General features: G+C 40.6%; 24 protein-coding genes. 20 read left to right on the top strand and 4 right to left on the bottom strand.

Annotation, left to right across the window (positions count from 1 at the left end; translation table 11 throughout):
• Positions 1 to 22 precede the first annotated feature (22 nt).
• From MTT29_RS01480 to MTT29_RS01510, 7 genes are all read left to right on the top strand, one after another.
• Positions 23 to 1,954: a flagellar assembly protein A gene (locus MTT29_RS01480; RefSeq protein ID WP_429799553.1), complete on the top strand. Its 1,932-nt coding sequence runs from the start codon at positions 23 to 25 to the stop codon at positions 1,952 to 1,954.
• Positions 1,954 to 2,508, top strand: a complete 555-nt coding sequence (gene ruvA / locus MTT29_RS01485) for a Holliday junction branch migration protein RuvA (protein ID WP_021085097.1) — start codon at positions 1,954 to 1,956, stop codon at positions 2,506 to 2,508. The genes MTT29_RS01480 and ruvA overlap by 1 nt, the downstream gene beginning before the upstream one ends.
• A gap of 11 nt (positions 2,509 to 2,519) precedes the next feature.
• A complete protein-coding gene (locus tag MTT29_RS01490) occupies positions 2,520 to 3,560 on the top strand; it encodes a D-alanine--D-alanine ligase (RefSeq protein ID WP_103557996.1) in 1,041 nt (346 codons plus the stop codon).
• A 64-nt stretch (positions 3,561 to 3,624) separates the two neighbouring features.
• A complete protein-coding gene (locus MTT29_RS01495) occupies positions 3,625 to 3,855 on the top strand; it encodes a type II toxin-antitoxin system Phd/YefM family antitoxin (RefSeq protein ID WP_103573938.1) in 231 nt (76 codons plus the stop codon).
• The gene (locus tag MTT29_RS01500) at positions 3,845 to 4,630 is read left to right on the top strand and encodes an alpha/beta fold hydrolase (protein ID WP_429799554.1); all 786 of its coding nucleotides are present in this window, start codon (positions 3,845 to 3,847) and stop codon (positions 4,628 to 4,630) included. Before MTT29_RS01495 ends, MTT29_RS01500 begins: the two co-directional genes overlap by 11 nt.
• Positions 4,627 to 6,051 (top strand): Mur ligase family protein, encoded by a 1,425-nt coding sequence (locus MTT29_RS01505; RefSeq protein WP_429799555.1) that lies wholly within the window; start codon positions 4,627 to 4,629, stop codon positions 6,049 to 6,051. The genes MTT29_RS01500 and MTT29_RS01505 overlap by 4 nt, the downstream gene beginning before the upstream one ends.
• Positions 6,048 to 6,494, top strand: a complete 447-nt coding sequence (locus MTT29_RS01510) for a hypothetical protein (RefSeq protein ID WP_429799556.1) — start codon at positions 6,048 to 6,050, stop codon at positions 6,492 to 6,494. Before MTT29_RS01505 ends, MTT29_RS01510 begins: the two co-directional genes overlap by 4 nt.
• Before the next feature lie 207 nt (positions 6,495 to 6,701).
• Here the strand turns inward: MTT29_RS01510 and MTT29_RS01515 are convergent, their stop codons facing one another.
• Genes MTT29_RS01515 through pta form a run of 4 tightly spaced genes read right to left on the bottom strand, consistent with a single transcriptional unit; the run spans position 6,702 to position 10,840 of the window.
• A complete protein-coding gene (locus tag MTT29_RS01515; RefSeq protein WP_429799557.1) occupies positions 6,702 to 7,187 on the bottom strand; it encodes an NINE protein in 486 nt (161 codons plus the stop codon).
• Between the two features lie 23 nt (positions 7,188 to 7,210).
• Positions 7,211 to 8,275 (bottom strand): tyrosine-type recombinase/integrase, encoded by a 1,065-nt coding sequence (locus tag MTT29_RS01520; RefSeq protein ID WP_429799558.1) that lies wholly within the window; start codon positions 8,273 to 8,275, stop codon positions 7,211 to 7,213.
• Between the two features lie 2 nt (positions 8,276 to 8,277).
• Entirely contained in the window at positions 8,278 to 9,471 is a 1,194-nt protein-coding gene (locus MTT29_RS01525) for an acetate kinase (protein WP_429799559.1), read from the bottom strand.
• A 1-nt stretch (position 9,472) separates the two neighbouring features.
• Positions 9,473 to 10,840, bottom strand: coding sequence for a phosphate acetyltransferase (pta, locus tag MTT29_RS01530; RefSeq protein WP_429799560.1), 1,368 nt, complete (start codon positions 10,838 to 10,840; stop codon positions 9,473 to 9,475).
• A 66-nt stretch (positions 10,841 to 10,906) separates the two neighbouring features.
• Between pta and flgH the strand changes: the two genes are divergently transcribed.
• The 13 genes from flgH (at position 10,907) to hypD (ending at position 24,726) form a co-directional block, all read left to right on the top strand.
• Positions 10,907 to 11,614 (top strand): flagellar basal body L-ring protein FlgH, encoded by a 708-nt coding sequence (gene flgH, locus MTT29_RS01535; RefSeq protein ID WP_002940928.1) that lies wholly within the window; start codon positions 10,907 to 10,909, stop codon positions 11,612 to 11,614.
• 340 nt (positions 11,615 to 11,954) lie between these two features.
• Positions 11,955 to 13,100, top strand: coding sequence for a hydrogenase small subunit (locus MTT29_RS01540; protein ID WP_429799561.1), 1,146 nt, complete (start codon positions 11,955 to 11,957; stop codon positions 13,098 to 13,100).
• Between the two features lie 9 nt (positions 13,101 to 13,109).
• The gene (locus MTT29_RS01545; RefSeq protein WP_429799562.1) at positions 13,110 to 14,828 is read left to right on the top strand and encodes a nickel-dependent hydrogenase large subunit; all 1,719 of its coding nucleotides are present in this window, start codon (positions 13,110 to 13,112) and stop codon (positions 14,826 to 14,828) included.
• A 9-nt stretch (positions 14,829 to 14,837) separates the two neighbouring features.
• Complete coding sequence (cybH, locus tag MTT29_RS01550; RefSeq protein ID WP_429799563.1) at positions 14,838 to 15,518, top strand: Ni/Fe-hydrogenase, b-type cytochrome subunit; 681 nt, start codon at positions 14,838 to 14,840, stop codon at positions 15,516 to 15,518.
• Entirely contained in the window at positions 15,518 to 16,060 is a 543-nt protein-coding gene (locus tag MTT29_RS01555) for a HyaD/HybD family hydrogenase maturation endopeptidase (protein WP_429799564.1), read from the top strand. The genes cybH and MTT29_RS01555 overlap by 1 nt, the downstream gene beginning before the upstream one ends.
• Positions 16,057 to 17,529, top strand: coding sequence for a hypothetical protein (locus MTT29_RS01560; protein WP_429799565.1), 1,473 nt, complete (start codon positions 16,057 to 16,059; stop codon positions 17,527 to 17,529). The genes MTT29_RS01555 and MTT29_RS01560 overlap by 4 nt, the downstream gene beginning before the upstream one ends.
• Positions 17,513 to 19,738 (top strand): carbamoyltransferase HypF, encoded by a 2,226-nt coding sequence (gene hypF / locus MTT29_RS01565; RefSeq protein ID WP_429799566.1) that lies wholly within the window; start codon positions 17,513 to 17,515, stop codon positions 19,736 to 19,738. Before MTT29_RS01560 ends, hypF begins: the two co-directional genes overlap by 17 nt.
• Positions 19,739 to 19,783: 45 nt before the next feature.
• On the top strand, positions 19,784 to 20,197 hold the full coding sequence (gene nikR, locus MTT29_RS01570; protein ID WP_009293882.1) for a nickel-responsive transcriptional regulator NikR: 414 nt from the start codon (positions 19,784 to 19,786) through the stop codon (positions 20,195 to 20,197).
• Between the two features lie 362 nt (positions 20,198 to 20,559).
• The gene (locus tag MTT29_RS01575; protein ID WP_429799567.1) at positions 20,560 to 21,825 is read left to right on the top strand and encodes a DUF2157 domain-containing protein; all 1,266 of its coding nucleotides are present in this window, start codon (positions 20,560 to 20,562) and stop codon (positions 21,823 to 21,825) included.
• A complete protein-coding gene (locus tag MTT29_RS01580; RefSeq protein WP_429799568.1) occupies positions 21,822 to 22,463 on the top strand; it encodes a GDYXXLXY domain-containing protein in 642 nt (213 codons plus the stop codon). Before MTT29_RS01575 ends, MTT29_RS01580 begins: the two co-directional genes overlap by 4 nt.
• A 123-nt stretch (positions 22,464 to 22,586) precedes the next feature.
• A complete protein-coding gene (gene hypB / locus MTT29_RS01585; RefSeq protein WP_103571373.1) occupies positions 22,587 to 23,399 on the top strand; it encodes a hydrogenase nickel incorporation protein HypB in 813 nt (270 codons plus the stop codon).
• The gene (locus tag MTT29_RS01590) at positions 23,399 to 23,638 is read left to right on the top strand and encodes a HypC/HybG/HupF family hydrogenase formation chaperone (RefSeq protein ID WP_009293878.1); all 240 of its coding nucleotides are present in this window, start codon (positions 23,399 to 23,401) and stop codon (positions 23,636 to 23,638) included. Before hypB ends, MTT29_RS01590 begins: the two co-directional genes overlap by 1 nt.
• Positions 23,638 to 24,726: a hydrogenase formation protein HypD gene (gene hypD, locus MTT29_RS01595; RefSeq protein WP_429799569.1), complete on the top strand. Its 1,089-nt coding sequence runs from the start codon at positions 23,638 to 23,640 to the stop codon at positions 24,724 to 24,726. The genes MTT29_RS01590 and hypD overlap by 1 nt, the downstream gene beginning before the upstream one ends.
• Positions 24,727 to 24,732 lie beyond the last annotated feature (6 nt).

The following is a 24,732-nucleotide window of genomic DNA, read 5'->3' on the forward strand; positions in this document are numbered from 1 at the left end:
TTTTATGTGAAATGGATCAAATTTGAGCGAAAACGTGCAAGAAAACGAGAGATTTTTACCACCAACGCAAATTCAAACTTCAACGCCTTATATATCGCTTAAAGAGCTAAGCAAACAATATAGCGTGCCGGTGGAATTTGTGGATTTTAGGCTTTCAAACATCCTCACATACTATAAAAACAAAGATAACGTCGAGCCAGTTTATGTTCCTGAAGAAAATTTAAGCTTTTTTGATGACAACACATTTTATCTCGACGAGACGCTAGAGATCGAGCAGGTCTATGACGTGGAGTTTTTTGACGTGAGGCTAAATGCCACGCCAAAGCTGCCAAAGATCGATATCGGCGTAAATTCAACCATCACAAAGGTTATCGCAAAGGTTAGAGCGAGCAAAGAGTGCGAATACGAGCAGCACTACGAAGATAAGCTTTATGAATACATCGCAAAGCAGCTTATGAAAGCTCAAATTTTAATAGGCATAAGGATCGGCAAGCTAAAAGAAGAACTAAAGCAAATCGCCTCAATAATTCACGTAAAAGGCGAGCTTGATAAGGACTACACGCTAAATTTAACCCAGGGCATCAACCCTAAAAAGGCGATCGATGCTAAGATTATCTACTACTACAAAGATAAGCTTAATGAGCTAAAAGAGGAAGATAAGGTTGATTACGCTGATAGGGGCTTTGTCTTTGGCGTGGCAAAAGATGAAGTGATAATGGAGGAGAAAAAGTCACACGAAGGCGCAAATGGACGCGATGTAAGAGGCAAGCTTATAGAGGTTGCAAAGCCAAAAGAAGAGAGTGAAAAAGAGATAAGCATAAGCGAAAATATCGAGCGCGTAGAAAATGACGAGAGCATAAAATACATCGCTAAAAAAGCAGGCTACGTGGTCGAGAAAAACGGCTCTTTTGACATCGAAGAGCGCATAGAGATAAATGAAGCAAATTTTAAAACGACTGGCTCGATCCAAGCAGGCACCGACACAAACGTCACTTTAGTGGTTCGTGAGACTGACACGATAAAAGACGCTATCGGCACTGGCATCATCGTGGAGGCTGACGAGATCGAGGTAAAAGGAAACGTCGGTGCAAATGCGATGGTCAAGGCAAATGATGTAAATATCGGCGGACAAACTCACCAAAAGGCTAAAATTTACGCCAAACACGCCAAAATTTCTATCCACATCGGCAAGGTAGAGGCTGAAAGTGTCGAGATAGATAGGCTAGAAGGTGGCACTGTCATAGCAAAAAGAGTAAAGATAAATAGCGTAGTTGGCGGCTCGATAACAGCTCAAAATATCCAGATAGACACGCTTGGCTCAAACTGCACCATCACAGCCTCGCACCTAATCGACGTTAGATATCTAAAAGGCACTGATAATAAATTTATCATTGACGCTAGCAAGATGCCAGAAAGTGCGGAGGCTACGCAAGATCAGTTAGGAAAGATAGAGAGCACCAAGTCAGAGCTAGCTACGCTTCTAAAAAACATAGAGAGCAAGAAAAATGTCATCAATGAGAACAAAGACTCGATATATACGATAAAAGCTAAGATCGAGGAGCTCTCAAAGGCAAAGGTGATACCGCCAGTTACGTTCATGAAAAAGCTAAAAGAGTATCAAGGGCTAGTTAATGAGTATAACACATTGCTTAGGATATTTAAAGAGAAAAAAGAGCTTTTGGCTGATCTAAAAGATGAGCTTGAGATGATGCAAAATGGCATATTCTCAGCCAAAGTGATAAACAGAGGCAACTGGATCGAGCTAAATGAGATAAGATTTGTCATCGTCGATCCTCCGCAAAATGTCACCTACGTCTCGAAGCAAAACGAGACCGCTCACGTCATCACGCTAGATAAATTTGATAACGGCGGCGAGGTCGAATACAAGATCAAAAAGTCAAACAAACTTGAAGACTACGCGGATATAAATTTCATGGAACAAAAGGTTAAATGATGATAAAAGCAATCGAAGGCGTCGTTACAAAAAAAGAGCCTGCATTTGCCATACTTAAGACAAATAGCGGCGTAAGTTATGGGATTTTCATCTCGCTTTTTTGCTCAGCAAAACTTAGTAAAGGCGAAAAAGTCGAGCTTGCCATAACGCAGATCATAAGAGAGGACGCAAATTTACTCTACGGCTTTTTAGACGCAAACGAGCAAAAGATGTTTGAGATGCTTATAAAGCTAAATGGCATCGGAGCTAGCACAGCGATGGCGGTTTGCTCAAGCCTTAGCTCGCAGGCATTTACAAACGCCATAATAAGCGGCGACGCAGACACTTTTAAAAGCGTGCCAGGCATCGGACCAAAGACAGCTAGGCGCATAATAGCCGAGCTAAGTGATGCAAAACTAATAAGCGACGAGAGCGTGCCAAGCTACCAAAATGAGGCACTTTTGGCACTTGAGGCGCTTGGCTTTAAGCGTGAGAAGATAGTAAAAATTTTGCCTGATTGTAAGAGTGAAAACACGAGCGATCTTATAAAAGAGGCACTTAAAAAACTAGGATAAGGATAAAAAAGATGAATTTAGGCGTGATATTTGGGGCAAAGAGTTTTGAGCATGAGATAAGCATAGTAAGCGCGATAGTTTTAAAAAACGTCCTAAAACAGGAGCTGAAATTTATATTTTGCGATGCAAACAGGGACTTTTACCTGATCGAGCAAAAAGATATGAGGGCAAATTTCTTTAGCTCTGGCAAATACAAAAGCTCAAAGAAGCTATCTTTAGCAAAGGGCGGCTTTTATGCGCACTCACTTTTTGGCGCAAATAAAGTTGAATGTGATGTCGTTATAAATTTGATCCACGGCATGGACGGAGAAGATGGCAAGATAGCGGCACTTTTTGACTTTTACGGGGTCAAATATATAGGTCCAAGGCTTGAAGCAAGCGCGCTTAGCTACAACAAAGAGCTTACTAAATTTCTAGCGCAAAAGGCTGGTGTAAAGGCGCTTGACTATGAGATGCTAACTCGTCAAAGCGAGCCAAAATTTCACTATCCTATTATATTAAAGCCAGCAAGACTAGGCAGCAGCATCGGCGTGAGCGTCGTGCATGATGATAGTGAGCTTGCCTACGCAAAAGACGTGGCGTTTGAATTTGACAAAGATGTTTTAGTAGAGCCCTTTATAAAAGGTGTCAAAGAGTATAACCTTGCAGGCTGCAGGATCGATGGAAAGATCAAATTTTCTATCGTTGAAGAGCCAAAAAAGAAAGAATTTCTTGACTACGAGCAAAAATATCTAAGTTTTTCAAATGAAAATAAGGTAAAAGAGGCGGAAATTTCTGAAGAGCTAAAACAAAAGCTTAAATTTAACTTTTCTAAAATTTATGATTGTGGATTTGACGGAGCGATCATTAGATGTGACTTTTTCGTGATAGATGACGAGGTCTATCTAAATGAGATCAATCCAAACCCAGGCAGCCTTGCAAACTATCTGTTTGAGGACTTTGAGAGCACGCTAAACGCACTTGCTAACTCACTTCCAAAAGAGCGTGAGATAAAGATTGATTATAAATTTATAAACTCTATCACTTCGGTAAAAGGCAGCGGCAAGCTCTAATTTATTTAGCGATATATAAAGAAGTTTGTGATATTTTACGTAAAATTTTACATAAAGAGCGACAATGGTAACTTTTACAAAAGATGAAATTTATACAGCAACCGAGGTGGTTAGAAATTTCAGCTCAGTCCTTTCACGCGTGAGAGCTAGCGAGCTAAAGCGCGCTGTCATCGTTAAAAACAACAAATTTGAAGCAGTTCTTTTAAATATGGAAGAGTATGAGCGCCTTTGCGAGGCTGTAAGCGTGCTTGAGAGCATTTACGCTGCTAAAAAGAGAGAAAACGATGGCGAGTAGGGCGGTAAAATACGGCTCAGACGAGTACGAGATCAGCTACGAAGTAGTAAATCCAAAATGCAAAAAAGTAGTGCTTTTCTTGCACGGCTGGGGCGCAAACAAAGAGATAATGAAAAAGGCTTTTGGGCACTATCTAAATGACTTTTGCCACGTATATATCGACATGCCAGGCTTTGGCAAAAGCTCCATTTTTAAGCCCTTAAAAACAAGTGACTATGCAAAAATCGTTGCAAATTTTTGCGCTGAGCTTGGCATAAAACCAGACATCATCGCAGGACATAGCTTTGGCGGCAAGGTCGCAACGCTTCTAAAGCCATCATATCTAGTGCTTTTAAGCTCAGCTGGCATAGTTGTTAAAAAGTCATTTATCGTGCGAGCAAAGATAGCAATTTTTAAAATTTTAAAGATATTTGGCTTTGGTAAATTTTACAAACTCTTTGCCACAAAAGATGTGAGCGGCATGAGCAGAGTAATGTATGAAACCCTAAAAAATGTCGTTGATGAGGATTTTACAAAGCATTTTGCTGACTTTGGGGGCAGGGCATTTATATTTTGGGGTGAAAATGACAAGGCAACGCCTGTAACAAGCGGCGAGAGCATAGATAGACTTATCAAAAATAGCTCATTTTTTCCGCTTAGCGGCGATCACTTTTTCTTTTTGCTCCACGCTAAATTTATAAGCGACGAGATAGAAAAAGGGATAAATTTTGAGCCAGATGAGGCAAAAAATGTCGTGCTAGATGACGATGAGAGCGGGATCGAGGAGATAAGATGAGTATATTTTTAAGTCTAAGCACAGTTTTATTTATCTTTGCGCTTGCTTTTTATGTGATCACTTGCTTTCAGTGGTTTTCATATAAGCCCGAGCGTGTGCTCTTTCACTTCACAAAGCCCGCTTGGCACGTATTTTTCTTTATCGTGCCTTTGGTGCTATTTTACACGACTGGCAAGTGGTTTTTTATCTACTTTTACTTTGCGCTTTTGCCAGCTCTTTATCTGTGGCATAAAAAACTTGATAAAAAGCTAGTCTTTACCGCTAGGATAAAGCACTTTTTTGTGATCCTTGCTTGCGCTATCATCTTAAACTACGCTTTAAATTTCATCATTCACAAGGCGTTTTTAGCTCCTATGCCACTTTTTGTCTTGGTCGTGAGCCTATTTTTTAGTGAAATTTTAGAAAAGATCAAATTTCAAGGCTTTAAAAACAGGGCGCTTAAAAAACTTGGCGCAAACAAAGAGCTAAAGATCATTTTAATCACCGCAAGCTACGGCAAAACGAGCATCAAAAATTTCTTATTTGAAATTTTAAAAGATAGCTTTGTCTGCTATAAAACGCCTCGTAGCGTAAATACAATGGCTGGCATCATCAAAGATATCAACGAAAATTTAAGTGAGCAAACGCAAATTTACATCGCAGAAGCAGGCGCTAGGCTAAAGGGCGACATCCTAGAGATCACTAAATTTCTAAATCCACAAATCGTCATCGTTGGCGAGATCGGCGCGCAACACATCGAGTACTTTAAAACGCTTGATAATATCCGCGCGACAAAGCTTGAAGCACTTCAAAGCGCTCGCTTGCAAATGGCATTTTTGCATAGCTCGACAAAAAAAGAGCCAAGCCAAAATATAGAAATTTACGATGAGAACCTAAAAGATATAAACGCAAATTTAGATGGAATTTTATTTACGCTTGATGGCAAAAACTACGCTTCGCCGCTACTTGGTAAATTTAACGCTACAAATTTAGCCGTCTGCGTCAAGGTGGCAAGATACCTAAAAATGAGCGATGAAGCGATAGATAGTGCGCTATCTAAGATGAAAAACGTCGAGCACCGTCTAAGCAAGATCGAGGCTGGTGGCAAGCTGATAATAGATGATAGCTTTAATGGAAATTTCTCAGGCATGAGCGCAAGCTACGAGCTAGTAAGTACCTACGCTGGTAGAAAAGTGCTGCTAACGCCTGGTATCGTCGAGAGCGATGCTGAGCAAAATGCAAATTTGGCCAAGGTGATAAATGAAATTTTTGACCTCGTCATCATCACAAGCTCACTAAACGCCCAAACTCTGCTAAAACACATCGTAAAGCCAAAGATCATCATCCTAAAGGACAAGAACAAAATGCAAGAAATTTTAGCCCAAAACACGCATGCTGGCGATCTTATACTTTTTTCAAATGACGCACCGAGTTTTATATGAAAAAGATAGTTTTTTTAGCTTTAGTCTTAAATTTAGCCTTTGGCTTTGACATCGATGACTACGACAGGGGCAATGAGGCACTAAACGCCGGAGACTACGCAACTGCGTATGAAATTTTTTACGATGGTTGCGAGCAAAAAGATGTGCTTTCGTGCGAGGCTTTGGGTGATATGTTTGTAAATGAAGAGATAAACGAGCAGATGGATAGTGATCTAAAAAAGCACTCAAATATCGAGCTTGGCGTGAGCTATTTTATGAAAAGCTGCGATCTTGGCTACCAAAACGCCTGCGATGATGTGATGAGCCTAAAGGACGATCTAAATATCACCTTGCCATCTGGTGTCTATGAAAACGCCAAAGCTAGATATGATGAGCTTTTTGAAGAGTTTAAAGAGCAAGAAGCGAATAAAACTATCGAAGCCGAAGAGCCAGCTAAAAAGTAAATTTAAGTTTGTGAGATTAAATTTAAACTAATTTTTTCGTGGCATAGAAATTGATCTATTTGCAATAAATTTAATCGATAAAATTACTTGAATGCTAGAGCAAAGCTATTTTGCGTTGCGAACATCTACCGCAAATTTAGCTTTGCTCTAACGATTAGTCAAGCAAGCATAAACACGAAAATTCTACTGCTTTCTTCATGATAAATTTCACTCGTCTATCGCCTTTGATATCTTTTCTAAATTTTGCTTTCTTACGCTCTTATCAGTGATAAAAAGATCGATGACCCACCAGATGATTATAATAATTTCAAAAATGCTGATAATTTTAGAATATGTTTTAGCCAAATCCATCAAATATAGTATTTCTTCAGGGGTTATCCATTCGTCCACAGAAATTATTACCTTAGAAAATAAGAAAATAAAAACTATATATAAAATAAAAAGAGCAAGCTTTGCTAGACCAAGGGCAGTTTGTCCTATCATAAAGCGATTTACGCCAAGCACTCCAAAGACGAAGCTACCCACCCAAAAGACAATCGTAGGTGATTTTAAGTTAAGCTGTGGGATTTTTGAAACCAGATCATTTATTTTTGTTTCATCAAAAGAGTTGAGCTTGTCTTCTAATGTTTTTAGCTGAGCATGATTTTTTGGCAGCTTGTCTTGCAGCATTGCTATAACAGAACTTGCGTTCATTCTCTCTCTTTTTTTTGTAAATTTTACTCGCCAGCTAAGTCTTCAGCCACTTTTGCAGCAAGCTTTAGCTTGTCACTATCAAAGTGCGTGTAAATTCGTGAGGTATTTAAGCTTGCATGCCCAAGAGCTTCTTGCACAAGGACTAGGTCTTTTTGCTTTTTATAAAGCATCGTTGCAAAGGTGTGTCGCAGCATGTGAGCGCCATTTTTCTCTTTTCTGATACCAGCTTTAAATAAAATTTGCTCAACTATGCGGCTAACATAAGCCTGTGTGAGCCTCATGCCTTTTTTATTTATAAAAAGATAGCCCTCTTTATTGATGTAGTTTATGGCGATTGCGTTTAGATGAGCTTCGATTAGGTGTCGCTTTATCATTACTATGCGGTATTTGTTGCCTTTGCCACGAATTCTAATGATAAAAAGATCGCCGTCCTCTGTTATATCTTTTCTCTTTAAATTTAGTGCCTCGCTCACACGGATACCAGTAAATATAATGACCTTTATGATGAGCTTGTTGCGGTTTGAGTTTTGTTTAAAGTCGCTCTCCTCGATCGCATCAAGAAATTTCTTGACCTCCTCTTCGCCCATAAACTCAGGCAGTTTTTGCCCTTTGTTGCCACTAACGCCGCCCCAGTTTTTTAAATTTATATCAAAAACATGAGCCTTGCCGTCTTCTTCATTTTGCTTGTCTAAAAAGGCAAAGAAATTTATCACTGAAATTCTGTAGTTTTTCTTGCTCGCGTCACTTAGTCCGCCAGTGGTGCTGGCTAGAATTTCACTTAGCAGCTCTTCATCTATCTGCTTTAGGCTGCTAAGCTCATAAAATTTCATCGTCTCATATATCTTTTTAAGCGGGTTAAAGTAGGTATTTATGCCAGTTAGCCCCGCATTTCTTGCGCTTTTTACCAGCCCATCAAGCTGCTCTATATTTTTTATCTCGCGGCTTAGGGCAAAATTTACACTTGCAAGTGCCTTTGGGTCTCTTAGCTCCTTGTTTGAAAGCGAGCTAAGTTTAAATTTGACATAGCGAGTGAGCCAAAAGATAAATGAGCTATCAAAACTATCTTTACAGTCAAGTGGAAATTTCATGCTTAAAGCGTTCTCTCTTTTATCACTCTGGCTGTCTCTATGGCGATCTCAAGCTCTTCGTTGGTTGGGATGATGAGCGTTTTTATCTTAGCACCTTCTTCATCTATGCACCTCTCGCCTCGCTCGTTTGAGAAATTTAGCTCGTGGTTGATGTGGATGCCAAGATGCTTTAGATCGTCGCAAATTTTTTGCCTTGTATTTGGTGCATTTTCGCCGATGCCGCCGGTAAATATGAGCGCATCAACACGCCCTAAAATGGCGTAGTATGAGCCGATGTACTTTTTCACTCGGTAGCAAAACATATCAAATGCAAGCTTAGCTCGCTCGTCGTTTTGCATCTTAGCCACGACCTCTCTCATGTCACTTGAGCCACAAATTCCAAAAAGTCCGCTCTTTTTATTTAAAAAGTTATCGATCTCGTTCCACTTTAAAACGCCGATATTTAGTAGGTAGATGACCACGGCTGGGTCCATATCGCCGCTTCTTGTGCCCATTATGAGACCTTCAAGCGGACTAAGACCCATTGAAGTGTCGATACTTTTGCCATTTTGCACAGCACAAGCCGAGGCGCCGTTGCCTAAGTGAAGCGAGATAGCGTTAAATTTATCAAATTCTATGCCAAGCATTTTTGCAGCTTGCTTGCAGACATATCTGTGCGATGTGCCGTGAAAGCCGTATTTTCTGATGTGATGAGTCTTGCAAACATCGTAGGGTAGAGCATAGCGGTAGGCGTACTCTGGCATACTTTGATGAAAAACCGTATCAAAAACGACCACGTGAGGCACGTTTTTGCTCTCTTTCATCGCATTTTTGATGCCAGCAAGGTGCCCTGGGTTGTGAAGTGGGGCAAGAGGGCTTATCTCCTCGATCTTTTTGATGACGCTTTCATCAACGATCATAGAGCTAAAAAAGCTCTCGCCGCCATGCACTATCCTGTGTCCTATGCCGTCAAGCTCGCTTAGATCGTGCAGTGTATGCGATGTGGTAAAGAGCTCATTCATCGCCTCAAGTCCGTCGTGGTGATCTTTTATGAAGCGTTTTATCTCATAAACTTCGCCATTTGCCTTTAGCACCGCCCTTGAGCTAGAGCTGCCGATCTGCTCGACTAGACCGCTTGCTAGGCTCGTTTTTGTCTGCATTTCAAAAAGCTGAAATTTTATCGAGCTGCTGCCTGAGTTTAAAACTAAAATTCTCATATCACTCTCCTGCTTGTATCGCGCTTATTAAGATGGTATTTACCACGTCTTCGACGAGGCAGCCTCGGCTTAGGTCATTTACTGGTTTTTTTAGCCCTTGAAGTATCGGGCCTACTGCTAGGGCATTTGCACTTCGCTGAACTGCTTTGTAGCAGATGTTTCCGCAGTTTAAATTTGGAAATATAAATACATTTGCCTGTCCTGCGACATCAGAATTTGGCATCTTTTTGCTAGCCACGCTTAGATCAATCGCCGCGTCAAACTGAATTGGCGCAGCTATTTTTAAATTCTTATCAAGCTCGCTCGCCTTTTTGGCAGCCTCTTTTACAAACTCCACGTCAGCCCCGCTACCACTATCAGCTGTTGAGTAGCTTAGCATAGCGATCTTTGGGTTAAGCCCAAAGGCACTTGCCGTTTGAGCGCTACTTAGCGTGATGCTAGCTAGTTCATCGCTGCTTGGATTTGGCGTGACGGCGCAGTCGGCAAAGAGTAAAATTTCCTCTTCAAGCGCCATGAAAAATGCCCCGCTTACCACGCTTACATTTGGCTTTGTTTTTATGATCTGCAAAGCAGGCCTTATCGTATCAGCCGTGCTCATCGTAGCGCCACTTACTAAGGCGTCTGCTATGCCTTCATGTATTAGCATCGTGGCAAAGTAAATTTTATCTTTTGCAAGCGCATTTGCCTTGGCTTCATCGACGCCTTTATGTTTTCTTAGCTCATAAATTTTCTTTGCAAACTCTTCGCTCAGCTCGTTTTGTACTGGGTTTAGCACCTTTGCCTTGCTTAAATTTAGCCCCAAATCGGCCGCCTTTTTTGAAATTTCGCTCTCAAGCCCTAGCAAGATCACCTTTGCCGCCCCTTTTTCTAGCACGATGTGGGCTGCTTTTAAAATTCTCTCATCATCACTTTCTGGCAAAACAACTGTTTTGTTTGCCGCCTTGGCTCTTTTTAGAAGCAGGCTTTGAAATTTAAATGGCGTGATGATCTCGGCGTTGTAGCTTAAAATTTCATCAAAATTATCGGTTATTAGAAGCTTTGAGTTTAAATTTAGCGCCCTAAGCTCGTTTGCGTTTTCGTCAAAAACTGGAGCGTTTAAATTTCTAGCTAGCTTTAAATTTAGCTCGCTCTTGCCAAAGACACTAAAGCCCTCACAGCCAATGACTACGACAAAGTCGCTCTTGGCCTTTAACTCTTCAAATTTATCTATAAATTTTAAAAAAAACTCCTTTTCACTTAAATTTATTAGATTTTTTTTGTCGTTTTCGTCCGGAGTTATCTTAAAGATCTCAACTTTTTTGAATTTTGTAGCTATAATTTCCTGCAAATATGCTAGATTTTTGTCTGAAAAAATGTAACAACTTTTCATTTGTGACCTTTTTGGGAACTTAAATTGCTTAATCTTAGCACAAAGATACTTATTTTAAGGCATTTTATGAACTATAAAAAGATTTGGCTCGTCACATTTGCGGGCATTTTTTACACAGGTTGCACCCCAAGTGCAGATCCTCACATCAATATGAAACCTCCAGTTTATGTCGAGCAACTCCCTTCAAAAGATAGTGGTAGCGGACAAAGCAACGCTGGCAGCCTCTTTGGCAAGGGCGAAAATCCGCTATTTTCAGATAGAAAGGCGATGAATGTAAATGACATCGTAACCATCGTCATCTCTGAAAACGCAAGTCAAATTTCAAGTGGCAGCAAAAGCACCAACAAAGATAGCACCATTTCGCTTGGTGGCGGCGTTTTCACAGCTGGAGCCGCGCCGCTCTCAACCGTAGCTGATAATCTAAACAAATACGGCGACATCGGTTTTAAAGCAGGTGGTGGCAATAAATTTACAGGTAGTGGCACGAGCAACAGAAGCGAGAAATTTACCGCGACAATCTCAGCTAGGATCATCAAGATCCTAAATAACGGCAACTACTTCATCGAAGGCAGCCGCGAGCTACTAATAAATGGCGAAAAGCAGATCATGCAAGTAAGCGGCGTCATCAGACCTTACGACATCTCGCAAAACAACGAAATCGACTCAAAATACATAGCTGACGCCAAAATTTTGTATAAAACTGAGGGCGAGCTAGACAAATCAACCAAAAAACCTTGGGGCACAAGACTTATGGAGGCTATCTGGCCATTTTAATGCAAATTTAAAAGCCTAAATTTAATTCATTTAGGCTTTTGTGATTTTATACCTTAAATTTCACTCTTCTTAAAAATACTAAATTATTTTTAAAATTATTAAAAATTTAATTGATATTTACTTTCAGAAAAATAGAATTTTTGCCATATAATTTCTCAAAATAGGATAAATTCTCACTAAAAATTATTTTTTAGCATATTTTAAGATTATTGATTTCAAGGCATTTAAAATTTTATTTTAAAATTTATTTAAATATAATTATTAATACAATAAAATAATATTTGTCTTTTTTAAAAAAGATAAGATACAAAATAAACAAATTTCTAACGAAGGAGCTTATATGAATAATGACTTGCGTCAAAAGATAAATAGACGCTTAAGCGAACTTAGTGCATTGCCTAAGATGAAAAATGACACTAGTATTGCGCAGCTTTTAAAAGATAAGGGCTTTACTAGGCGTGATTTTATGAAGTGGGCTGGTGCGATGACAGCTTTTATGGCATTGCCAAGTGCGATGACACCGATGGTTGCACGTGCTGCTGAGCTAAGCGATAGGCTCCCCGTGATATGGCTTCATATGGCTGAGTGTACTGGTTGCAGCGAGGGCTTACTAAGAACTGACGCTCCAAGCATAGATAGTCTTATATTTGACTACATAAGCCTTGAATACCACGAAACTATCATGGCAGCTGCTGGCTGGCAAGCTGAAGAAAATTTAGAGCATGCGATCGAAAAATATAAGGGCAGATACATCCTGCTAGTTGAGGGTGGCGTCCCAACGGGAGCAACTGAGCACTTTTTAACAGTCGGACCTCACGGCACAAGCGGCAAAATCCACGCTGTAAATGCCTCTGCTAATGCGGCTGCTATCTTTGCCATTGGCACCTGTTCTAGCTTTGGCGGTATCCAAGCAGCTAAGCCAAATCCAACAAATTCAGTCGGTCTTTCAAAGGTGACTGACAAGCCAGTCATAAACGTGCCAGGCTGTCCTCCAAGCGAGAAGAACATCGTTGGCAACGTGCTTCACTTTTTGCTATTTGGCACACTTCCTGCGCTTGATGTTTATAACAGACCAAAATGGGCTTATGGCTTAAGAATTCACGATCTTTGCGAGAGACGTGGTCACTTTGATGCAGGCGAGTTTGTCCAAAGTTTTGGCGACGAGGGTGCAAAAAATGGCTACTGCTTATACAAAGTAGGCTGTAAAGGTCCATATACATTTAACAACTGCTCGCGCGAGAGATTTAATCAACACACATCATGGCCAGTTCAAGCAGGTCACGGCTGTATAGGCTGCTCAGAGCCAGACTTCTGGGATACGATGGGGCCGTTTGAAGAGCCGATGGCTGATAGGCTATTTGACACTGTTTTGGGGCTTGGCGCTGATAATGTAAGTGATAAAATAGGCATTGGAATTTTAGCACTTGCTGGTGTTGGCATAGCGGCTCACGCTGCACTAGCTTGTATGAATAAAGATAAAGAATAAGGCGAAAAAATGAGTGAAAAAAGAATAGTAATAGACCCTATAACACGTATCGAAGGGCACTTAAGAATAGAAGTCGTAGTCGATGAAAACAATGTTGTCAAAGAGGCTTACTCTGGCTCAACTCTTTGGAGGGGCTTAGAGCAGATAGTAAAAAACAGAGACCCAAGAGATGCTGGCTTTTTCATGCAAAGAATTTGCGGTGTTTGCACATACTCACACTACAGAGCAGGTATAATTGCGGTTGAAAACGCACTTGGTATAAAACCCCCATTAAATGCTGAGCTAACTAGAACGCTTATGAACGCAGCTTTATATCTTCACGATCACATCGTACACTTTTATCAGCTTCACGGCATGGACTGGGCAGATGTCGTCTCTGCACTAAGCGCAGACGTGCATAAGGCTAGCGAGGAGGCGTTTAAATATACAAGCACGCCATTTGCCACGGGAGCAGATAAACTAAAAGAGGTAAAAGAGAGGGTTGAAGCCTTTGTTAAAAAGGGCAACCTTGGACCATTTGCCAACGCATACTGGGGACATAGCACATATAAATTTACTCCTGAGCAAAATTTAATCGTCCTCTCTCACTACTTAGAGTGCCTTAGGATCCAAAGAACAGCAGCTCAGATGATGGCTATCTTTGGTGCGAAAAACCCACATCCACAAAGTCTAACAGTTGGTGGCGTGACCTGCGTGATGGACCTGCTTGATCCAGCCAGAATGGGCGAATATATGAGTAAATTTGCCGAGATAAAAGAATTTGTAGATAGAGCTTACTACCCAGATATTTTGATGGCAGCTAAGGCTTATGCAAACGAGCCAAGCGTTCTAAACGACGTTGGCGTATCAAATTTATTCTGCTACGATGAGTTTTTGATCGGCAAAAATGACCATCTATTTAAAGGTGGCATTATCTTAAATGGTGATATTAGCAAGGTTTATGATATCGACGAAAATAAAATTACAGAAGAGGCTACAAGATCTTGGTATAAAAACGACAAAGCACTTCACCCATATGACGGCGAGACAGAGGCAAGCTACACTGGTCTTGTTGATGGCGAGAGCATAGACGGCGAGGGCAAGCTAGCTCACAGCAAGCTTTTTGACACAAAGGGCAAATATAGCTGGATCAAAGCACCAAGATATGATGGCATGCCTATGCAAGTAGGACCGATCGCAAGCATCGTCATAAACTACGCTAAAGGCAACGAGAGAGTTAAAAAGATAGTTGATGGGTTTTTAGCAAAGAGTGGCTTGCCACTAAGTGCAGTCTTTTCAACTCTAGGCAGAACCGCTGCTCGTATGCTTGAGGCAAAAGTGGTAGCAGAGCACACAATGGACGCATTTAATGCCTTGATCGAAAATTTAAAGACAGATCAAGAGACTTGCACAAAATATGTAATAGATAACAAAAAAGAATATAAAGGAAATTTTCAAGGCAACGCTCCAAGAGGCGCGCTAAGCCACTGGTGCCGCATAAAAGATGGCGTCATCTCAAACTGGCAAGCAGTCGTGCCAAGCACATGGAACGCCTCTCCAAAAGACGCCAAAGGCCAAATGGGCAGCTACGAGGCGTGCTTAGTTGGTTTAAAGATCGCTGATCTTTCAAAACCACTCGAGATAATACGAAAAATTCACTCTTACGACCCTTGCATCGCGTGTGCCGTGCATGTTATGGATACGAAGGGAAATGATTTGAGTACTTATAAGATAAATCCAAATTTGTAAGGAGAAAAGATGTCACATAAAAATCCTGACAGGATCAGCGAATATGAATTCTCCATCGGCGTTAGGCTGACACACTGGATTAGATTTATAGCTATCACGCTTTTGGTTGTGAGCGGCTACTACATCTCTTATGTCTTTATGAGTCCAGAGATCACAAGCGAGCCTACAAATTTCATGCAAGCAAAGTGGCGTTTGGCGCACCAGGTCGCTGGCTTTGTGCTAATAGCGGTATTTATCTTTAAATTCTATCTATTTGTCTTTGATAAACACAGCAAAAAAGAGTGGATGAGCGTGCTTGACTTTTTAAGTCCAAAGGTTTGGATAGCGCAGATAAAGTACTACATCTTTATGGGGCCGCACCCGCACTTAAGGGGCGTTTATAACCCATTGCAGTTTGCCTCATACTTTTTCTTTTACGTCATCTTAACGCTCATTTGCCTAACTGGCCTAGTGCTTTACGCTCACGTTTATCACAATGGACTTGGCGGAGCGATCTACGAGCCAGCGAGATACTTTGAAGAGCTTATGGGCGGACTAGCAAATGTTAGAACGATACATAGAATTTGCATGTGGATCATCATGATATTTGTGCCTATTCACGTTTATATGGCGATATTTAACGCTGTTAAAGGCAAAAATGGAGCGATGGACGCCATCGTTAGTGGCTATAAATTTGTAAAAGAACACTGATGAAAGTGCTAGTTCTTGGCATCGGCAACGTTATGTTTGCTGATGAGGGCATAGGTGTTCATTTTGTAAATTTGATGGCTAAAAACTATAAATTTACAAGTTCTAAAAACGAGCTTACTCTAATGGACGGGGGCACTTTAGCCCTCGCTCTAACTCACATTATAAGCGAATTTGACTATCTTATCGTCGTTGATTGCATTAGCGCAAATGGCGCAAGCGTGGGCGATGTTTATTTTTTCGACTTTCTAAACGTACCAAATTTTATCAGCTGGGACGGCTCGGCTCACGAGATCGAGATGCTTCAAACCCTTCATCTAATGGAGCTTGCAGGCGACAGGCCGACAACCAAAATCTTAGGCATCGTGCCTAGCCGCATAGAGTCATCAAATTTTAGCCTCTCAGATGAAGTGATAAAAGCTTCTAATATCCTAGAAAAAACGCTTATTGAGCACTTAAAAGAGCTTGATTTTAAGTGTGAAAAGGTGGCAAATTTCACCCTAAACGACACCATCGATGACTACGCCAAAAAAGGTTTAAAATGATACTTGCTTTTAAATTTGACTGCTTTAAAGACCCAGCCTTTTTGGCGCCATTTTTACGCTCATTAGCTAAAGATCTTAAGCACTCTATAAGCTGCAAAGATGATCAAATTTGCCTAAAGGTAAGTGGCTCAAATGAGGAGCTTAGCGCCCTAGCAGACAGTGCTAGCGTCATCTTGCCTTATAGCCTTTATATAAAGCATAGCGAGGTCGATACAGCAGATGAGCTTGACGTGGCAGGTGAAATTAAAAAGATAAAATTTGGCACGCTTAGCCCATCTCAAGCGGCGGCATTTTTGGCTAATGGCAAGGCTATTTTAAATGAAAGTGGCACGCTTGCTTTTTGTAAATTTGATGGCGAGATAACGCTTGATAATTTTAATGAAAAGCTAAAAACCTGCCTAAATTTACTAAAAAATGGTAAGAGCGTTTGCGTAGAGCAAGATGAAAATTTATATGAAATTTCTCTTGGGGTAAAATTTGATGCAAATTTTTTGATGCCTGTAAATTTAAAGCAGCTGCCAAAAATTTTTATAGCTGGTGATAGGGCGCAGATCGCACTTGCTAGCTTTGAAAAGCCACTTTTGGCACTAAAAACGACAGCTATTTATAGGCAAAACCACGAGGGCGCACCGCTATTTTTTGACGTGATGGCGCCAAATGACCTTTTTCTTTACGCCCTTTGCGAACAGCTAAATAAAGATGGCTTTAGCTTTTTAAGCGTTTCTGTAAAGGAGCAAAAAAGCGCCCTTTCAAGGCTTGCTTTGCTTGAAAATAGCGCACTTTTAAGCCCATTTTTCTATACAAAAGATAATGAATTTGAGCTTAGAATTTTAAGCGATACAGCTTTGGGGCTAAAATTTAGCAAATTTAGCGATGATGAAATTTGCCTACTTTCAAAATCAAGCAAAACGCAGCTTCTATTTTTACCAAAATTTAGTAGCTTTGAAGAAATTTATGAGCTTATAAGAGTTGATGAGGGCGGCGAAATACTACTTGAAAACTTCAGTAAAGAGCGCGCCCTGCCGAGTGGTAAATTTAGCTCAAACGCTAGCTTTTTCTCGCTATTTTGCATAGCAGGACGCTTGCTTGGCACAAGCAGTGACTTTAAAAAAGCAGGGGAGAATTTGCTTCATATGGCAGCTGATTTTAGCGGCCAAAAGGGCGTTAGGATCGATTATAAAATGAAAGATGACTTTGGTTTAGACGGGGTTAAGTTTGTAAAAAGTATTATTTCATTTATCCTTGCTGGCGCTGGAGAGAAGAACATCAGCTTTGGTTGCACCGAGTCTTTGGCGCATTTTTTGAGCGATTTTAGCTATGAAAAACGAGATAAATTTAAGATCAAAAATGTTACTTTAAGCGGGGATTTATTTTACAATAAGGTAGTTAGCAACTTGATAAAAAAGCACCTAAGTCCAAATATAAAAACAAATTTTTACCCCGGATTTGGCATTGAGATCAAGCTTTAGATATGAGATCAAGGGCTTAGTTCAAGGCGTTGGTTTTAGACCTTTTGTCTATACTTTGGCGCATAAATTTGCCCTCGTTGGCGAAATTTACAATGATGATGAGGGCGTGAAGCTAAATTTTAGCGGCGAAGATGCCAGCTTTTTGGCTTTTGAAAAGAAGCTTTATGAGAAGCTACCAACCCTTGCTAGGATCGATGAGTTACATAAATTTAAGATAGATCAAATTTATGAAAAACTTGAGATAATCGCCTCAAAATCAGCCACCAAACAAGCGCCTATTTTGCCTGATTACGCACTTTGTGATGACTGCTTGCGCGAGTTTTATGACCCTACAAATCCACGCTACAAATATCCATTTATAAACTGCACCAACTGCGGACCGAGATTTTCCATCATCAAAGCATTGCCTTATGATAGGGTAAATACGACGATGAACGAGTTTAAGATGTGTAAATTTTGCGAGAGCGAATACAAAGATCCGCTAAATCGTCGCTATCACGCAGAGCCGATCTCTTGCCCAAACTGCGGACCAAAACTCTACCTAAAAGATAAATTTGGCAAAGTCTTAGCTAGTAAAAACGAAGCGGCAAAAGAGGCGGCTAGGCTCATAAACGAGGGCAAAATTTTAGCCATTAAGGGCCTTGGTGGCTTTCATCTGGTTTGCGACGCGACAAATGAAGCAGCAGTTTGCGAGCTAAGAGCTAGAAAGCACCGCCCAAGTAAGCCATTTGCGTTGATGAGTAAAAATTTACAAAACGCTAGAGAGATAGCGCAAATTTCAGAGGCTGAGGCGAAGCTTCTTACTTCAAATTTAAAGCCAATCGTCTTGCTTGAGGCAAAAAATGGCTCAAATATCGCAAAAAGTGTCGCTCCAAATTTAAATAAGCTTGGCGTTATGCTCGCATTTAGTGGCATACATCTTTTGCTTTTTGACCACCTCAAGCACGACATCATCGCAACTAGTGCAAACATCTCAGGCGAAGTCGTTATAAAAGATGAGAACGAGCTAAGGGAGAAACTAGGCGACGTCATAGACTTTTATCTTGATCACGACCGAGAAATTTACTCGCCAAGTGACGATAGTATCGCATTTTGCGTTGGAGATGAGATAATTTTTACAAGAACAAGTCGTGGGCTAAATCCAAATTTCATCCATACAAATTTCAAGCAAAAAGGGACATTTTTAGCCCTTGGAGCGGAGCTAAAAAGCTCATTTTGCATCTACAAAGACGGCCTTTTGATGCTTAGCCCATATATCGGCGATCTAAAAAACGTGGCGACTTTTGATAGGTTTAAGGACATTTTCACCCTTTTTGAAACGACTTATGATCTAAAAATAGACAAGGTCATAGCCGATCTGCATCCAAATTTTTTAAATACAAAATGGGCGAAGGATCAGGGCTTTGAGCTAGTTCATCTGCAGCATCACTACGCGCATTTGCTAAGTGTGATCTTTGAAAATGATTTGCCAGACAAAGAGTATCTTGGCTTTTGTTTTGACGGCACTGGATACGGAGAAGACGGCAAAATTTGGGGTGGCGAGGTTTTTAGGGTTGATAAAAAGAGTTACGAGAGAGTTTATCACTTTGATGAATTTAGCTTATTTGGCGGTGAAAATAGCATAAAAAATATCTATCTCATCGCTTATTCTATTATTTTGAAGTACGAGCTTGAGGACGAGGGGCATAAATTTTTAGTAAATTTTGATGAAAAGGTGCTTAGAAATTTCAAGATGATGGAGCAAAAGGGGCTAAATTTAGTAAAAACCAGCTCTGTTGGTAGGATATTTGACGCATTTGGTGCGATAATATGTGGCATTTTTCACTCGAGTTTTGAGGGCGAAAGTGGCATGAGGCTTGAGGCACTTTATGATAAAAATTTAGATGTGTGTTACAAATTTAGTCTAAATGACGGAGTTATCGGCTTTAAAGATGCCTTTAAAAGTGCGCTAAAAGATGAGCCAAGAGTGGCTGTAACGGCATTTATAAATGGCATGGCTGATATTATTTTTGAAATTTCTAAAAGTGAGAAAAAAGAGATTTTGCTAAGTGGTGGAGTTTTTCAAAATAAGACTTTGCTTGAGCTTATTTACAAAAAATTTACTAAAGCAAATTTGAAATTTTATATCAATAAGAAATTCTGCAGTAACGATTCTAACGTAAATTTAGGGCAAATTTATTATTATTTATCCACATTTTCTAATAAGTGATGTATAATAATTATAAACGGTAATCAAACGAGAAAGGAGCAAAAAATGGATAGTGTTATACGTTTTAGTGTTTCTTTGCCTAGTCAATTACTAGACGAACTAGATAGAAAAGTTAGCGAACAAGGCTACGCTTCTAGGAGTGAATTTACAAGGGATTTGATCCGTGAAAAGATCGTAAGCGACAGCTGGAAGGACGCTAACGAGGAGTTGATTGGGGTTTTGACGCTCATTTATGTGCATCATCACAACGATTTGGTGAATAAAAAAATGGATATCGAGCATGACTCTGATGTGAAGATTATCTGCACAAACCACGTTCATGTCGATCACCACAACTGCTTAGAAACGATCTCGATAAGAGGTGAGGCTAGCAAGATAGAGCGCTTTGCTGACAGGATTGCTGGCTTAAAGGGTGTTAAGTTTTCTAAACTTACAAAGGCCGCTGTGCCTAAATTTTAAGCTAAAAGCTTTTTTGGCTCTTAAATTTAGGATTTTTGAAAAAAGCTAGCAGCGCTTTCTTGGCTGCAGAGCTTGTCTTATTTTGTCTTTTTGGTAGTTTTTAGCAGTTTTTGTGATCCATTTTTGCAAATTGATAGCGGGTTTTGCTATTTCTTGCTTGCCTGATATCTTTTTTGTGGCGAAAGTTTGATGACCGTTTGTTTTTTACTTGGGCTTTGGCTAAAGCTAAATTTGCAAAAGCCCGCCCAAGTTTTTTGGCTTTTTAAATTTCTCCCTTTTTTTGCTTTATTTTTGTTCTAGCATTTTTGTCGCTTGTATGCTATCATTAGCCACAAAAAAATGTCATTTAAAGAGAATGAAAGATGAATTTTTACAATAGAAATTTTCTAGCCAAAGAGCTAGATCGCTGGCAAAAAGAGGATGTGGTCGATAAGGCCACCGCTTTAAAAATAGCAAATTTATATGATATAGATATAAACGCTCATAGCGAAAAGACTAGCTTTATCTTAAAGTTGGTTGCCTATCTCTTTTTCGCGCTGGCATTTTTTACCCTTGTTGGAGCTTACTGGGAGGAGATACCAAGGATGGGGCGCCTTGTCATCATCTTTGGTGTGCTTGCTCTTTTAAATTTTGGCGGAGTTTATTATCTCAAAAAGGGCAAAGATAAGCTTGGCACGGCCACGCTCTTTTTGGGAAATTTCTGCTACGGAGCAGCCATAGCGCTTATCGCTCAAATTTATAACATTAGCGACGAGCCAAGTGGCGGAGTTTTGCTCTGGAGCGTTGGAGCTATGGCGCTCTCTTTTGCTAGCAAAAAGGCTTTACTGGTGGCTCAAAGCCTTGTTTTTGCGACGATCTGGTTTGTTTTAAAGGGCATGGGCGGCGAGTTTGCTTATGAATTTATCGTCTTTATAGCTCTTGGCGCCTACACGCTTTACAAAAGTGACTCTATTTTTCTTGCGATTGTGCTTTTAGCGGATATATTTTTCTACATCGTTTCGCTTTGCGCTAAGATCAGTGGGTTTGATGAATTTTATGGCTATGATGATCTTATGTTTAGAGCGCCGATGGCTGCTACTTTATCGCTCTCATACGCGCTTTTACTTGTCGCGCTCTTTAGCACGTTAGCTGGCTTTAGAGATAGGCTAGCGCACCTTGTAAAAGGCTTTGGCAAGTATCTTGGCATCATTATCTTGATTGTTTGCTTGATAGCTTATGCAAATGGCGACATCTACGAGCTAGAAGAAGATAAATTTTGGTTTGCAAAAGCATTTTTTTATAGCAGTTTTGGCAAGGTTTTTGCCGTATTTAGCATCGCTAGCATTGCGCTATTTTTCAAAGAGAAAAACAAAAGCGGCTTGCTTCTTGGCTTGATACTCTTTGCGTTGCCATTTGTCTTTAGCTTGGGCGTCGGATATGCAAATATCTTCTTCTCGCTAGCAAACATCATCGTTGCTGCCGTGCTTATCAAAAATGGCGAGCTAACGCTAGGACTATGCATGATATTCTTAGTTGCGGTGGTTAGATACTTTGAGCTAATAGGCGATTATTTGGGGGCTACGGCGCTATTTATCATCTTTGCCTTCGTCGTACTCGCAGTCGCTGCTAAAAAAGGACGTACAAAATGAAGATAAGATCACTGATACTAGCCATAATCTTTCAAATTTTACTAATAATTGCGATGCTCGCATACGCGCTCATGCCACTTTATCTTGGAAAAGAGATAAAAGTGAGGGTAAATCTTTACGATCCAAGGGATCTCTTTCGCGGAAACTACGTGAGCTTAAGCTATGATTTTTCAAATCTGCAGCAGTCTAAATTTGATGAAAAAACTGGCGTTGAGAGATATATATATGATAGAAATATCTCAAAAAATGATGAAATTTACGCCATTTTAAAGCAAGATACTAATGCCACTTACGCTTTTGATAAATTTAGCTTTTCTAAGCCAAAAGATGCTCTTTTTCTAGCTGGCAAATTTGATGGATATTCATTTGTAAAATATGGCATCGAAGAGTTTTACATGCCAACTAAAAAGGCAAAGCAAACTGAGCGAGAGATGATGGATCAAGACGTGGATGCTGTTGCTGTTTTGATGGTGATGGATGATGGTAGGGCAAGGCTAAAAGATATCATCATCACACCAAATGGCAAAAAAAGAAGCAATGATGAAAAATTTGAAGAAGATAACTACGTAGATGATAACGAGAGTATAGATGATAACGAGAGCCTTGAAGAGCCAGTTCGCTTGCAAGATCAAAGGTAAATTTAAAGGGATGATTAAAAACGGGTTAATTTATCTCATTTGCATAAAATGCCCTTAAATTTTAATTTTATTTTTAAATTTAAGCGTTAAAATCTCTGAAAATTAATAAAAAAGGATAATAAAATGTGTAAAGATTGCGGTTGTTCAATGGGAAATCACGCCCACACTCACACTCACGCTGATGGCACTACTCACTCACACCCACACACTCACGACGGGCATACAGATCACGCTCATGACGCACACGAGCATAGCCACGAGACTCACGCGCACCCTGTGCTAAACGAGAGCAAAACCATAGATGTGATAGAGAAAATTCTATCTGAAAACGACAAAGAGGCCGCTCACAACAGAGCGCATCTTGACGAGAAAAAGATACTTTGTGTAAATTTGATGAGTAGCCCAGGCGCTGGCAAGACTACGCTTTTAGAGGCTACGATAAAGGCTGGTAAATTTAAAATAGGCGTTGTAGAGGGCGATTTAGAAACCAATCAAGATGCTGACCGCATAGTAAAAGCTGGTGCAAAAGCTCATCAGATAAGTACAGGTCAGACCTGCCACTTGGACGCATTTATGGTGCATGAGGGGCTTCATCACCTGCCACTAAACGAGCTTGATCTAGTCTTTATAGAAAATGTTGGAAATTTAGTCTGCCCTGCAAGCTACGACGTTGGCTCACACTTTAACGCCGTGCTTCTTTCAGTGCCAGAGGGCGATGACAAGGTGAGTAAATATCCAGTGATGTTTAGGGCTGCTGACGTGCTTTTGATCACTAAAGCTTCGCTTGCGCCACACTTTGACTTTGATATCGAGCGAGTGAAAAACGACGCTAGAAAGCTAAATCCAAAGGTTGATATATTTGTAGTAGATAGCAAAACAGGCGAGGGCATCGATAAGTGGATAAGTTATTTGGAATTTAAAAAAGAGCTAAGATAATGTGCCTTTCGATCCCTTCAAAAGTAATAGAAATAGATGAAAACAACGTTGCTACCGTTGAGACTCTGGGCGTTACTAGAAAGGTAAGCCTAGATCTCATATCTGAAGAGGTAAAGGTTGGCGAATACGTGCTAATCCACGTTGGATACGCCATGCAAAAGATCGATACGCAGTTTGCGCTTGAGAGCTTAGAGGTCTATCAAAAGATCGCTGAGGATATGGACGCGGGGAAAATTTGATGGATCTTATCAATGATTTTCGCGATAAAAATTTAATCCTTGCCCTTTCAAAACTGATACAAAAAGAGAGCGTAAAACCGCTAAATATCATGGAAATTTGCGGCGGCCATACGCATAGCATTATGAAATTTGCACTGCCAAGTTTAGTTGGAGAGCATATAAATTTCGTCCACGGCCCAGGCTGTCCAGTCTGCGTGATGCCAAAAAGCCGCATAGATGAGGCCTGTAAGCTTGCTAGTATGGAGAATGTGATCTTTTGCACGCTAGCTGATATGCTAAGAGTGCCTGGCTCAAAGACAAGCTTACAAAAGCTTCGCGGTGAGGGGCACGACATAAGGGCACTTTACACGCCGCTTGATGCGCTAAATATCGCTAAGCAAAATCCAGATAAAAAGGTCATATTTTTTGCCATTGGCTTTGAGACGACGACTCCGATGAGCGCAAATTTGGTTGAAAAAGTGGTGCAAGAGGGCATTAAAAATTTATACTTTCATATAAATCACGTAACCGTCCCAGCTCCAGTTAGAGCTATAATGAGCGATCAAAACGTGAGGATAGACGCATTTTTAGGACCAAGCCACGTAAGCGTCATCACGGGTAGCAAAATTTATAAAGAGCTAGCGAGCGAATTTAAAAGACCAATCGCCATTAGTGGTTTTGAGCCGCTTGATATCATGGCAAGTGTGCTAAATTTAGTCCGTCAGCAAAACGCAGGCACTTATGAAGTCTATAACGAGTACGCAAGGGCGGTCAAAGAAGAGGGCAACGTCAAGGCAAAAGAGCTCATAGCTAAGTATTTTGAGCCGTGCGACTTTGTCTGGAGAGGTCTTGGAGAGATAGCGCAAAGCGGTATGAAGCTAAAAGACGAGTTTGCCTATCTTGACGCTAGAGTGCAGTTTGACTGCAGCGTAGAGAGCGCTGGCGAGAGCAAGGCTTGCATTTGTGGGCAAATTTTAAGGGGGCTAGCAAAGCCGACTGATTGTAAGGTCTTTGGCAAGGTCTGCAACCCGCAAAATCCGATAGGATCGTGCATGGTCTCAAGCGAGGGCGCTTGTGCGGCATATTTTAAATACGCAAGAGTTGGTTAAGGAATT

The organism is Campylobacter concisus, from assembly GCF_050447485.1.
Lineage (GTDB): Bacteria > Campylobacterota > Campylobacteria > Campylobacterales > Campylobacteraceae > Campylobacter_A > Campylobacter_A concisus_BQ.